Source organism: Anaerovibrio lipolyticus, assembly GCF_021531495.1.
In the GTDB taxonomy this organism is placed as follows: domain Bacteria; phylum Bacillota; class Negativicutes; order Selenomonadales; family Selenomonadaceae; genus Anaerovibrio.
Window position 1 is genome coordinate 111,838 of the sequence record NZ_JADYTY010000002.1, and the last position, 12,909, is coordinate 124,746.

Sequence of the window (12,909 nt, forward strand, 5' to 3'; positions counted from 1 at the left end):
GCGCCACCTCTTAGCCTATGTAATAAGGCAGATTTACCAAGACATTGGTTACATACTCCACCATAAGCCTCAGCATCCAAGGGCCAAAAATCAATATGGCCACAAAAACGGCCACAATCTTTGGAATAAAGGCCAAGGTCTGCTCCTGAATGGAAGTAGTAGCCTGAAAAATGCTGACTGCCAGACCTACCAGCAAGCCAAGCCCCAGCATCGGTGCAGAAATAATCAACACCATCCGCAGGGCCTCCTGTGCCATCTGTATTACTAAATCACCTGACATATACCCACCTGTTTCTACTTAAAGCTGATAATCAAGGACTTAATCAAAAGATGCCAGCCGTCTACCATAACAAAAAGCAATATCTTGAAAGGCAGAGAAATCATTACTGGCGGCAACATCATCATACCCATGGACATCAGGGTACTGGCCACAATCATATCAATAACAATAAATGGTACATATAACATAAAGCCTATCTGAAAGGCTGTTTTCAGCTCACTAATCATATAGGCAGGAATCAGAGTAAAGGTAGAAACCTCCTCGGGACCACTGGGTCTTGGACCATCTGCTAAATTTACAAATAGTGCCAAATCTGATTCCCTGGTTTGTTTGAACATAAACTCCCGAATAGGCTCTACTGTCCTGTCAATAGCCTCCTCCTGGGTTATCTGACCAGCCAAATAGGGCTGCAGACCGTTCTCATTGGCCTGACTCCAATAAGGAGCCATAATATAAAAGGTCAAAAACAAGGATAAGCCTATAATTACCATATTTGGCGGAGCTGTCTGGGTTGACAAAGCATTACGTAAAAAACCAAGCACCACAACAATTCTGATAAAGGCTGTTGTCATTATCAGAATCGAGGGTGCTATGGACAAGATTGTCAACACGGCCATCAGCTGCAGGGTAACTGCTACATCCTGTGGATTTTCTGATGAACCGACATCAATATTTACATTTGGTATCAAGGGGGCTGCCGAAGCAGCATCCACCCACATAAAAGCTAATAGCAGAGCCATTATGCAAGGGCACAAAAGCCTCTGTACTCTGGTCACTATCTCCACAACTCCTATCCTCTGCGATTCAATCCCTCACGAAACAGAGACGGCACTCGCTTGGTCAACTCCTCCAGAGAGGACAACTGACTAGCAAAGGCAGTATTATCTATAGGCTGTACCACAGCCTGACGTCTCAGCCGATCTATTTCTTCCGGGTCCTCAATCTCCCCCAACAGAGTAATTTGCTGTTCTGTAACTCCCAGTAGCAAAAGCTTGTCAGCAATTTCTACCACACAGACAGATTTGTTTGGCCCTAGAGCCAAATGCTCCAATAATCGTCCTCCTGTAGATGTTGTGCGATTCTGGAAACGACCACTCAGAAATTTGGACGCAAAATAAGCCATGACAACCACAAAGGCAAATACAGCCACAAGGCTGACCAAATATGCCAATGTTGACCACCATGACATTTGAGAAGGTTTTGGATCTGTATTTTCATAGCCGGACAGATAGCCGCCACCTGAACCAGCCGTATCAGCAGCTGCCGCCAGACAATCTGGCGACAGTACTGAAAACACCAAAATTAAAATACATAGGACAGATGCCATGGAGTAAAAACGACTCCAGTTACTCATCAGCCGACTGCTTTACGAACAGCCTCCAGTACGCGGTCTGGCTGGAAAGGCTTTACAATGAAGTCACGGGCACCTGCCTGAATTGCTTCAATAACCATAGCCTGCTGACCCATAGCAGAGCACATAACGATCTTTGCATTAGGATCAACCTTCTTTATCTCCTTGACAGCACTAATGCCATCCATCTCAGGCATAGTAATATCCATGGTAGTCAAATCTGGCTTCAGCTCCTGGTACTTCTCCAATGCCTTCATACCATTCTCAGCCTCACCAACAACCTCATAACCGTTTTTAGTCAGGATATCCTTTACCATCATTCTCATGAACGCTGCGTCATCAACCACCAATACTCTAACTGCCATTTGTCATCTCTCCTTGTCTATTTAACGTATAACAAGCTAAATTTCGTCTATAATCAATACCATTGTACTTTAAACCTGAAAATTTTTCAAGTCCCAGTACGATTTGCTATCCTACAAAGACTGAACTCTTTCCATAGGACTTACTATTTCTGTAATGCGGACACCAAAATTCTCATCAATAACTACAACCTCGCCCTTGGCCGTCAGCTGGCCATTAACATGAATGTCCACTGGCTCACCAGCCAGTTTGTCCAACTCAATAATAGAGCCAGTAGAAAATTCCAGAATCTCACGAATTGATTTTTTAGTGCGTCCCAGCTCAACAGTAACCTGCAGTGGAACATCCTGAATCAAGCTGATATTCGCTGCATTAACCTCTACTGGTTCATTGGTAAGAGGTGCAAACTGTGCATTCTGCACCGGTACTCCTGAAGATACCACATTATTAGCATAAGCAGGAGGTGCATATACAGGCTGAGCCCCCATAGGCGGAGCCGTATACTGCGGCTGCTGCGGAGGAGCTGCATACTGAGGTGCTGCTGGCTGTGGAGCCGGTGCAGCTGGGGCTGGAGCTGCTGCTACTGGAGCAGGCTCTGGAGCCACTGGAGCTGGTGCAGGCTCTGGTGCTGGTGCTGGAGCTTCCTGAGCCTCAGCTTCTGCACCGCCTCCCATCAGGAAGGACACCATTTCCTTAGCCACATCCAAAGGAAGAATCTGCATGATTTCGCTGTCAATAAGGCCATCTACCTCCATGCGGAAGCTGGTTTTTACCACTGGCTCATCATTGTTCACCAAATCTGTAATTTTATCTTCGGCCCCTAAATCAATAAGATTTACCTTTGGTGGGGAAATATCTATTTTTTTGTTAAACATGGTAGAGAGAGAGGTTGCCACTGTACCCATCATCTGGTTCATGGCCTCACCCACAGCACTCATATGAATATCAGTGAGCTCTTCCTGTGGATTTAATCCATCTCCACCCATCATCAAATCTGCAATAATAGAGGCATCAGAAGCCTGAATGGCCAGAATATTATTGCCATTGATACCTATTACATAGCCTACTTCAACCACCAAGTAAGGCATTGGATACTGATTCTGAATCGTAGACATAGTATCCACACTTACAGTAGGAGTTGTAATATTAACCTTATGTCCTAACAATACTGACAATGTTGTTGCAGCACTGCCCATAGAGATATTACCAATCTCACCCAGGGCATCCTTCTCCATACTGGACAGCAGATCATCCGATAATACAGAAGAAGCTTCCTCATTAGATGCCGAATCACTGGCAGCAGGCTCTGATGTAGCGCCGTTCAGCAGCGCATCAATTTCCTCTTGCGTCAAATCAGCCATTAGTATCTTCATCTCCTTCCGAAATTATTCTGGTAATCTGTACTGCTTTTTTATTGCCAGAGGTACCAGGACGGCAATAAAATTTTTCCATATTGCCTACTATACATTTTAATTCATCATCAACCTTGGTATCCATCTGTAGGACATCCCCATAGCTTAGGGACAGGAATTCCTGCAAGGTTATATTAAATGCTCCCATCTGAATAATAACAGGAACCTGGGTATTATTCAGCTTACGTCGAATAATAGCCTCATGCTCAGGATTTTCCTCCTTAGTTACAGAGGCTGCCACCCAGAAGGTAGTTGTCAATTTCGACATAATAGGTTCCAACACCAGATAAGGAATACATATATTCATCAAGCCCTCTACAGGGCCGATTTTCATTTGCAAGGTGATAATAACCACCATATCGCTAGGGGGCACAATCTGAGCAAACTGAGGGTTTGACTCCATCGCCTCTATCTTTGGCATAAATTGCGCCACATTGGCCCAAGCCTCCCGCAGATGGCTCATAGCCTTATCAAATACTCTGCGGATTACTGCCTCCTCTATCTCCGTCAATACTCTGGATTTGAGAGTATTCTCTCCCTGACCGCCAAAGACTCTGTCAATGATAGCAAAACAGATTCCTGTCTCAAATTCCATGATAATATTGCCCTTAAGAGGCGGTACAGCCAATATACCAATTACTGATGGATTGGCTATGGACTGTACAAATTCCTGATATGTTGTCTGCTCTACCGAGGCAACCTCAACACTTACCAAAGCCCGCAAATAAGTGGACAGATAGGTGTTAAACAACCTGGCAAAGTTGTCATGCAGCATATTAAGGGTTCGAATCTGGTCCTTTGAGAATTTATCCGGTCTCTTGAAGTCATAGGTCTTAACCTTTTTCTGCTCTTCCTCAGCCTTCATCTCATCAGCACTAACCTCGCCTGTTGAAAAGGCCGCCAGCAGTTTATCTATCTCAGACTGGGATAATACATCATCTGCCAAGCTTCATCCCCCTTTCCCATAAAATATATCTCATCTCATTACTGAAGCATAAAGCTTGTTATATATACATCATATACAGAACCTTCGCCAAGAACCTTGTTCAGCTCAGACTTGATTCTGCTCTTCAAATCATCCTGACGAGCAGCATCCAGCTCCTCAATCTTGACGGTACGAAGAATCTGCAATGTAGTATCCATAATCTTGGTTTCAGCAGCAGGTACCAGCTTGCCATCAGCAACATTGTTCTCATTTTCTGGGTTCAGCTCTACTGTAATACCTACCTTCAGGAAACGACTGGATTTGATACCTCCAACATTGACAATAATGCCCTCCTTGGCATCTCCCAGCTTGACAAATACACCTGGATCATGATTTCTGTTCTCAACAGAGGCCTGATTCCCCGCGGACATAAACTGGGTGGTGACGAAATAGGAAATACCGCCTGCCAACACAAGGCCCACCAATATCAACACTACAATGATGATTATTGGCAATTTTTTGCCTCCCTCTGCTGGAGCCGCCTCCTCTGTCTTTTCTTCATCAGCCATTGCATTCCACTCCTTCTTTTACACTATATAAAATTAACCCACTTTAGAGGATTAAATTATATTCACATTTAATATTTTACCAATATTCTACTAAATTACAACCTTTCTTATAAAAACTTATCAGAAAAGGGTAATTTGCACTAGATACCAGCTCTATTTTTTATTTATACAGAGCTCGCTTATATACCATAACCTTCCTGACAATATCCTCCATTCTATCCTGTACGATAAGCTTCTTGCCATTTGTCAGGGTTATAACTGTATCAGGAGTTTCCTCCATAGTCTCAATAATTTCCGCATTGAGGATGAATTCTCCTTTTTTGCCATCGGAATTAAATTTTGTAAGTTTGATCATGGTTCTTTCCTCCTCAATAATATACATCATCTTTGATGCTAATCCCTTACTCTCAGGCAAAAGCCCGATGGATATCCATCAGGCCCTTATCCTGCGAGAGTACATTGTACCTCTATAGTCATTGGCCATTCCCTGCCCCACTTCAGTCATTCCACGGGACAAGGCTCCCTGTACAGTCCAGCCTATGAAAGAATCGCCGCACTGTCTATATTGGTAAAAATATTTTCCCTAGCGCTTTTGCCATCCATGGCAGTAATCACAGTTCGGTTGGCCACACTTACCACAAAAGCCATATCATTCATATAAATCAGTGACTCTCTGGCTCCCTTTTGGGCCATCTTATCAACAGCATCATCCAGCTTCTGCAAATCCTCCTGACTCAAATCCAGCTGCCGGCTTTCCAGTCGCTGCAAAGCGTGATTGGAAAAGCTGACCTTCCGGGAAGCCTTTTGCAAAATATCCGCAAAGGAAGCACCTGCAATAGCTGTATTCTCTCTGCTAATTTTTTGTCCAAAACCGGATTTTTCCACAGGCAAAACAGGCTGCCCCGGAAAAATAATTCCTGAATTTGACATCCCACTTGCCTCCTTAAAGCTTATGCTCCTTCCCCAATGCGGGTAAGAGTAGAAATATCAACCTTGGTCAAGGCCTTGACCTTGTTGCCGCTTGCATCTACTATCTCTGTTTCTACCATCAAGGATGGTGAACCATCAGAGATACTTACGCTTTTGGCTTTACCCTCATGGGTAGTAGTGCTGCCATCACTGTTAGTGGTAGTCCACTGCACAGTTTTGTCAATCATGCTGGTAAGCTGTCCCACCAACAAAGAAGTATCCATATTCTCGATCAAGGTATTTACCTTGGTAAGTCCACCGGCTACCTCTGTCATCTGCTCCAAAGCGGAGAACTGAGCCAGCTGAGAAAGATACTCGCCGTTATCCATTGGATCTAATGGATCCTGATACTGCATCTGCTTTACCAGCAATGTCAAGAAAGTATCCTTGCTGATGTAATCAGAATTAGCAGTTTTGTTAGCGTTCTGTTTTGCCATATACTGATCATAATCATAAGTAACGCCATCAACTGTTATGGTATTCAGAGAAGAACTTGCCATATCACATCCTCCTTTCTCATTACATTATACACTGTAATCTACACCTCGGGAAATCTGGTTGCCCTGACTGTCCAGAACTACATCCTGATTTTCCTGGCTGTTTTCCAGCTCTGCTGCCAGATTCTCACTGGACTCCTCAAAGTCCTGCAAATCTGTCTGGCGGCTGCGTACCTGCTGTCCCTGATCCTGGTAGAAGCCCTGCTGTCCCTGATCCTGTGGCAGTTGTCCATCTGGCAAGCCAGTATGTACCTCCACATTATCCACCTTGATACCCTGCTCATCCAACTGCTGTCTAAGCTGAGTCATGGTTGTCTCCAGAATAGCTCTTACCTGGGCATTATCTGTATGGAATGTAGCAGTTACACCGCCATTACCATTAACAGACACCTTTAGACTAAGCTGTCCTAGATGCTCTGGATTCAGCTTGATAATCATCTGACTGTCTGTGCCCCTCTGCAGAAGCTTGGCCTGTTCTACAATCTGCTGAGGCACATTGTAGGTTTCTCTGGCCTGATTGGTCTGAGCAGCATTGCCCTCCACCTTCTGATTAGCACCAATCTGATTGTCCAAATTCTGCTGGAAGCTCAGGCCCTGATTAGCTACAGAATCATTCTCTACATTCTTACCATCCTGTTGACTTGGTACAACCACATCGAAGCTGGCCTCTCCCTGAAGCTGACTGCCCTGCTGTTGTCCCTGACCATTAGTCATAGACTGCTGGCCATTCATAACAGGCATATTCTGCTGCAGCTGGCCTTCGGATTCAACAAACTCCAGTCCATCTGTCAGATTAGCCAACTGAGTCATGGAAACTCCATCCTCCTGAACCTCCTGAACCTGCTGTACTGCTGGCTGAGGGGTGTAAGCTCCCTGCTGTCCAGCCAAAAGATTCAGCATTTGCTGGTTTTTAACCTGCTGAGACTGCTGTACTACCACATTACCTGTATTATCCTTATTCTGGGCTGGCTTACTGCCCAACAAGGCTGCAATATCATTAGGTGTATAGCTTTCCTGAGCCTTTACTGGCTGCTCAGCAGTTACTGCTACAGTCTCTACCTTCTGAACCTGCTCCACCATCTGTACAGGCTGAAGACTCTCCACTGGATTCTCCTGCTGATTGGTCTGCTGTAATATTTCTGCCAGAGCCTCGTCACCTGCCAACTGTCCCTGAACATTTTCCTGAACAGTCTGCAATCTGGTATCACCCTTGAAATAGGTATTTAGCTCTGCCATAGGTATATCCTGCACCAAGGATGCCTGGGCTTCTGCTGCCAACAAAGCAGCTGCCTGAGGATTCTGCTGAGTTCCCTGAGTCTGTTGATTAATCTGGGCCTCCACTTCTCCCTTAGCCTTGTCCTGGGCCTTGGTCTGTGGCTTTTCCCCCTGCGGCTGGCTTGCTTCAGAGGTCTCCTGAGCCTTGCTCTGGGTATCTGCTGTATCAACAGCCTTACCCTGTGCATTACTGTCAGTCTTGGTGTAATCAGCATCCTTGCTTACATCATTCTTGTTACTGGCCTGCTGAGCCTGATCCAAGGTCTGAGAGAAATTCTCCTGCTTGGTTTTCGCAGTTCTGGTGCTAGCTTTGGAATTAACCTTGACAGCTTCCTTGCTGCTGCCTGCATTAAGGGAAAAAACATTGACGTTATTACTCATAATTTCACCTCCCTTCAATAATATCGTATATCTAAGCACAAGTGCTTAATACGCTATCCTATTGCAACTGTTGCTGCTGAACTGCACCATTTTCATTGGTTACCTGCTGTACTCTCTTGGGAGCACCTACATACATAATCTTGGAAATTGTGGCTGCTCTATCAGGATCAAATTCCGTCAAAATTTGAGAAACCTGAGACTCATCCATGCGCTGGAAAATGGCAATGACAATATCATTATCCATAGTTTCCAAAATCTTTGCTGCATCTGCCGGCTTCATCTCATTATACAATCTCGCCAATTTGGACACACGCTTTTTTTCATCCGCCTGTCTCTGCTTGGTTAGCTTGTCGATTTCCTTCTGCGTAAGCTTCACAGGCTTGGATTTTTCACTATCCTTCTTAGCATTGGCTGTTTCCTGTACATCCTTTTCATCCGGTACGGAAGAGGCTTCATCCACTGGCTTGGCAAAGAACTGACCTACAACCGGCATATTATACAGCCCCAGCTTTTTATTCATTTCACCAGAATCAAAAATCTGCAGGTAAATACCTAAGAAAAATCCCGCTATAACCAGCACCAACAGCAAAAACCCTTTACCAAATTTCTTCAGCCAACTTTGCTTTTGTACTGGCTCCTGCTCTGTATTATCCTTACTTGCCATTCTACCACCCTAATTAACGATAAATATCCAATACCTTATTAACATAATCCTGTGTTTCTCTATAAGGCGGGATACCATTATATTCCTTTACAGCCTGGGGACCAGCATTATAAGCTGCTACAGCCTTCTGCACATCGCCGCCAAAGGTATCCATCATCTGTCTGAGGTATTTGGCGCCCCCCTCAATATTTTGACGCTTGTCATAGGGATTTACCCCCAGTCCTGCTGCCGTCTCAGGCATCAGCTGCATAACTCCCACTGCGCCGGCAGGAGAAACCGCCTCCTGATTGCCACCAGACTCTGTCTGAGCCACTGCAGCCACCAATCTTGGATCTACCTGATATCTAGCTGCAGCCTCCTTAATCAGGCTGTTTGTATCGCCAGAAATATTCAGCCCCACTGCCCCTCTGGATTCCATGCTCATAGCCTTATCCAGCTCGGTAGCAAAGCTGCCATTCTCCAGCCGTTGAGGCTTTTCCTGCTCAACACCGCCTGTTGCGGCAGTTTTATTTACATTTTCTTGATAGTTGGCGGCTGTATTTATACCAAACCGCATATTTAGCTCGTCAATACGATGTATTATGCTATTCAAACCTTCTATCTGCATCATATAAATTCACTTCCCATTTTTTCAGGCTCCACAGTCTAGCTGCGATTGCGGAAAAATAACTGTCCGCCTATCTCATCCAGCTGCTTCTGCTCCTCCTGCAAAGCCTCGCTCATATACTGCTGCAATCTTTTCTCCCGCAGCTGCTCTATGCTTTTCAGCTTATTCATAACAGCTATCAGCTCATGCATCTTTTGCTGTCTGACAGCCTGCTTTTCCATAATAGTATGCTGCTGAGCTTCAATCTGCTCTCGCTTCCAGTTGAAGAAGCTGTTAAAGGTCATAAGACGTCCCAGGCTAATGGTTTTGCCCTCTCCGGTCAGCTCATCATAATCCCTATGCCCCTGAGCCATTTCCTGCAGATACACCTGCAGAACAGCTCTGGCCTCCTCCACCTCTTTGGTGGCTGTTGCCAGGGCAACCTGAGCCTTTTCCTTATTCATTCTTGTCACCTTTAACAGTGTCTCCAACTTAAAACGAAATTTCTTCATGCTATATACCTTCCAGCCTCTGGATGGTTTCCTCGAAGCTTTGAACCTCAAATACACCCTGACACAGGAAATCATTTATGGCATCAATCTTCTGTACAGCCTCATCAATCTTAGGACTTGATCCCTTTACATAGGCTCCTATGTGTATCAAATCCTCAGCCTCCTTGTACACTGCCATCAAAGCTCTCAGCTTACGATTGGCCTCCATATGCTCCTTGGGTACCACTGCCGACATAACTCGGCTAACGCTGGCCAATACATCAATAGCTGGAAAATGATTCTGAGCTGCAATATTTCTGGACAACACAATATGTCCATCCAAAATACTACGCACCGCATCTGCAATAGGCTCATTCATATCATCGCCATCAACCAGAACGGTATAAATACCAGTAATGGAGCCCTTAGCACTGGTGCCAGCTCTCTCTAGCAATCTTGGCAAAAGAGCAAAAACTGATGGGGTATAACCTCTGGTAGCAGGTGGTTCCCCTACCGTCAACCCGACCTCACGCTGGGCCATAGCAAAGCGGGTAACTGAGTCCATCATCAAAACTACCTTGCGGCCTCTATCCCGGAAATACTCCGCTATAGCTGTAGCCGTCAAAGCACCCTTGATACGAACCAGGGCTGGCTTATCTGAGGTAGCTACTACCACCACAGAACGCTTCAAGCCTTCCTCCCCCAAATCCCGCTCGATAAATTCCTTTACCTCACGACCTCGCTCTCCTACCAGAGCAATAACGCTAATATCTGCTTCAGTATTTCTGGCAATCATACTCAGCAATGTGGATTTACCTACGCCGCTGCCTGCCATAATACCAATACGCTGTCCCTGTCCCATAGTAATCAGTCCATCAATGGCTCTAACTCCTACATAAAGAGAATCCTTGATAACAGGTCTTTCCAAAGGAGCTGGCGGATCAGCCTGAATAGGATATTCCTTCTGACAAAGAATAGGTCCCTTACCATCTATAGGGTTCCCCAAGCCATCTATAACCCTTCCCAAAAGCTCTGGCCCAACCTTGACCTGCAGCACCTTCTGGGCAGAAACCACCTGACAGCCTGGACCAATCCCCTTGGTTTCCCCCAAAGGCATCAGCAGCACATATCCCTCTCGGAAGCCTACCACCTCTGCTGGCAGAGGCTCCACATCCTCAAAGTGGGAGTGTACATAGCACAGCTCTCCCATGCTGACATTTGGGCCGTTACATTCGATAACCAGACCAACAATCTGGACAACCTTGCCTATCATATTCATAGACTTGCAATGGTCTATAGCAGTATTGAATTTTTCCAGATTGATGTTTATATCCATTATTTCATTACATTCCTAACTGCCTGTTCCACCAGCCGCAGCTGAGTCGCTACGCCTGCATCCACTACACCATTAGGGGATTCCACCAAACAATCCCCTGCTTTCAGAGAACCATCTGATTGAACCTCCAGCTGCCCGCTGCCCTCCAGCTGGGCCTGCAGCTCTGACTGGGCCATCATTACCAGCTCATACGCCTCTGGAGCCACCTTGACCACAACCTTAGGCTGATCCTTTACCTTTTGTATAGCTTCCTGTACCAAAGGCAGAATCATCTGAGGCACATCTATAAAGTGGCGAGGCAAAATCTTATTGGCAATCTTCAATACCATTTCAGCAATGGTATTTTCTGCCGAAGTAACATAATCCTGACAGGCTGTTTGAGCCTCCTTGAGAAGCCGTTCTGCTCCAGCATTGGCATCCACCAAGATCTGATGCTGCTCCTCTCGAATCTGCTGAGCACCAGTCTCCCGGCCCTCTGCCAATCCCTGCTCATAGCCTTGCTTTTTAGCCTCCTCCTGAAGAGAGGCTACCTTATCCTGAGTATCCAGCATCAGCTTATCTGCCTCTGCCTTGGCCTCCTGACGAACAATCTCTGCCTGAATCTGGGCATCCTTTAGAAGCTGACTGGCCTTGGCCTCCTTGTGACGGATTTCTGCCAGCATATGCTCCTGGGCCTCAGGTGTCATCAGCTCTTCCTCTGCCTGGGCTCCCTCCTCATTGGCGGAAACCACCATCGTAGGTACAGCTACAAACTTTGGCTCATCATTATAGATGGCACCCTTTATTACCCTAGACAATCATTTCGTCACCCTTTCCTCTGGAGACTACAATCTCGCCCTTATCCTCCAGTGCTCTGATAACATTTACAATCTTCTGCTGAGCGTCCTCAACATCCCTTATCTTTACAGGGCCCATGTATTCAATTTCCTCACGAAGCATATCGCCAGCACGCTTGGACATATTCTTGTAAATCTTGTCGGCAACTTCCTTGTTGGTTGCCTTCAAAGCCAGGGACAAATCCTTGGTATCCACCTCTCGGAGTACCATCTGGAGACTTCTGTCGTCCAGCATAACGATATCCTCGAATACAAACATGAGCTTCTTGATTTCTTCTGTAAGCTCTGGATTGTCCACTTCCAAATTCTCGATAATGGATTTCTCCGTAGTACGATCCACACGGTTCAGTACCTCTACGATGGCCTTTACGCCGCCTGCATCGCTGAAATTCTGTGTAACCAGAGCAGACAGCTTCCGCTCCAGCACTCGCTCTACCTCTCTCAGTACCTCCGGAGAAGTTCTATCCATAACCGCTATACGCTTAGCTACCTCGGCCTGTCTATCCTGTGGCAAAGATGTAAGAATCGTAGCAGCCTGATCTGGGTCCAAATAGGCCATTATCAAGGCGATGGTCTGAGGATGCTCATTCTGTATAAAGTTCAACAGCTGAGCTGGATCCGTCTTGTGCAGGAAATCAAAAGGACGTACCTGCAGGCTGGTAGTCAGCCTACTGATAATAGTAGTTGCCCTGTCTGCACCCAAAGCCTTTTCCAAAATGCTCTGGGCATATTCCAACCCACCCTGGGACAGATAATTCTTGGCCATAGCCATCTGATAAAATTCTGAAATAACTGCCTTCTTTTCCTCAGGTGTAACCTGCTTGTGGTTGGCAATCTCCAGAGTCACCTTTTCTATTTCCTCGTCATTCATATGCTTGAATAACATGGAGGAATATTCAGGTCCCAGTACGATAAATAATATTGCTGCCTTTTGCTGATTGTTCAGCTCCGGCTCATCACCATACATATCCATA

At 45.8% G+C, this 12,909-nt stretch carries 17 protein-coding genes; all 17 read right to left on the reverse strand.

From position 1 onward, the window contains the following. Window positions 1–10: 10 nt before the first annotated feature. The 17 genes from fliQ to fliG all read right to left on the reverse strand — a co-directional run bounded on the left by fliQ (window position 11) and on the right by fliG (window position 12,902). Window positions 11–280, reverse strand: a complete 270-nt coding sequence (gene fliQ, locus I6E26_RS02110; protein WP_235320182.1) for a flagellar biosynthesis protein FliQ — start codon at window positions 278–280, stop codon at window positions 11–13. Between the two features lie 14 nt (window positions 281–294). Continuing rightward, complete coding sequence (gene fliP, locus I6E26_RS02115; protein WP_235320214.1) at window positions 295–1,020, reverse strand: flagellar type III secretion system pore protein FliP; 726 nt, start codon at window positions 1,018–1,020, stop codon at window positions 295–297. Window positions 1,021–1,070: 50 nt separating this feature from the next. Beyond that, a complete protein-coding gene (gene fliO, locus I6E26_RS02120; protein WP_235320183.1) occupies window positions 1,071–1,634 on the reverse strand; it encodes a flagellar biosynthetic protein FliO in 564 nt (187 codons plus the stop codon). Next, complete coding sequence (locus I6E26_RS02125) at window positions 1,634–1,996, reverse strand: response regulator (protein WP_154406942.1); 363 nt, start codon at window positions 1,994–1,996, stop codon at window positions 1,634–1,636. The genes fliO and I6E26_RS02125 overlap by 1 nt, the downstream gene beginning before the upstream one ends. A 111-nt stretch (window positions 1,997–2,107) precedes the next feature. After that, the gene (fliY, locus tag I6E26_RS02130) at window positions 2,108–3,355 is read right to left on the reverse strand and encodes a flagellar motor switch phosphatase FliY (RefSeq protein WP_235320184.1); all 1,248 of its coding nucleotides are present in this window, start codon (window positions 3,353–3,355) and stop codon (window positions 2,108–2,110) included. Beyond that, window positions 3,348–4,352: a flagellar motor switch protein FliM gene (gene fliM, locus I6E26_RS02135; protein ID WP_235320185.1), complete on the reverse strand. Its 1,005-nt coding sequence runs from the start codon at window positions 4,350–4,352 to the stop codon at window positions 3,348–3,350. Before fliM ends, fliY begins: the two co-directional genes overlap by 8 nt. 38 nt (window positions 4,353–4,390) lie before the next feature. Beyond that, entirely contained in the window at window positions 4,391–4,900 is a 510-nt protein-coding gene (locus I6E26_RS02140) for a flagellar basal body-associated FliL family protein (protein ID WP_235320186.1), read from the reverse strand. A gap of 160 nt (window positions 4,901–5,060) precedes the next feature. Beyond that, window positions 5,061–5,255 carry a flagellar FlbD family protein gene (locus tag I6E26_RS02145; RefSeq protein ID WP_235320187.1) on the reverse strand — a complete coding sequence of 65 codons (195 nt, stop codon included), beginning with the start codon at window positions 5,253–5,255 and terminating at the stop codon, window positions 5,061–5,063. Window positions 5,256–5,437: 182 nt separating this feature from the next. Then, a complete protein-coding gene (locus I6E26_RS02150; protein WP_235320188.1) occupies window positions 5,438–5,830 on the reverse strand; it encodes a TIGR02530 family flagellar biosynthesis protein in 393 nt (130 codons plus the stop codon). A gap of 20 nt (window positions 5,831–5,850) precedes the next feature. Continuing rightward, window positions 5,851–6,369, reverse strand: coding sequence for a flagellar hook assembly protein FlgD (locus I6E26_RS02155; RefSeq protein WP_235320189.1), 519 nt, complete (start codon window positions 6,367–6,369; stop codon window positions 5,851–5,853). 24 nt (window positions 6,370–6,393) lie between these two features. Next, on the reverse strand, window positions 6,394–8,022 hold the full coding sequence (locus tag I6E26_RS02160) for a flagellar hook-length control protein FliK (RefSeq protein WP_235320190.1): 1,629 nt from the start codon (window positions 8,020–8,022) through the stop codon (window positions 6,394–6,396). A gap of 58 nt (window positions 8,023–8,080) precedes the next feature. Continuing rightward, window positions 8,081–8,686, reverse strand: a complete 606-nt coding sequence (locus I6E26_RS02165; protein ID WP_235320191.1) for a MotE family protein — start codon at window positions 8,684–8,686, stop codon at window positions 8,081–8,083. Window positions 8,687–8,699: 13 nt separating this feature from the next. Next, a complete protein-coding gene (locus tag I6E26_RS02170) occupies window positions 8,700–9,296 on the reverse strand; it encodes a lytic transglycosylase domain-containing protein (RefSeq protein ID WP_235320192.1) in 597 nt (198 codons plus the stop codon). A 35-nt stretch (window positions 9,297–9,331) separates the two neighbouring features. After that, on the reverse strand, window positions 9,332–9,784 hold the full coding sequence (fliJ, locus tag I6E26_RS02175) for a flagellar export protein FliJ (protein WP_235320193.1): 453 nt from the start codon (window positions 9,782–9,784) through the stop codon (window positions 9,332–9,334). Window position 9,785: 1 nt separating this feature from the next. Further along, window positions 9,786–11,099: a flagellar protein export ATPase FliI gene (gene fliI, locus I6E26_RS02180; protein WP_235320194.1), complete on the reverse strand. Its 1,314-nt coding sequence runs from the start codon at window positions 11,097–11,099 to the stop codon at window positions 9,786–9,788. Continuing rightward, on the reverse strand, window positions 11,099–11,896 hold the full coding sequence (locus I6E26_RS02185; RefSeq protein WP_235320195.1) for a FliH/SctL family protein: 798 nt from the start codon (window positions 11,894–11,896) through the stop codon (window positions 11,099–11,101). The genes fliI and I6E26_RS02185 overlap by 1 nt, the downstream gene beginning before the upstream one ends. Further along, entirely contained in the window at window positions 11,889–12,902 is a 1,014-nt protein-coding gene (fliG, locus tag I6E26_RS02190) for a flagellar motor switch protein FliG (protein ID WP_268824757.1), read from the reverse strand. Before fliG ends, I6E26_RS02185 begins: the two co-directional genes overlap by 8 nt. Between the last annotated feature and the right edge of the window lie 7 nt (window positions 12,903–12,909).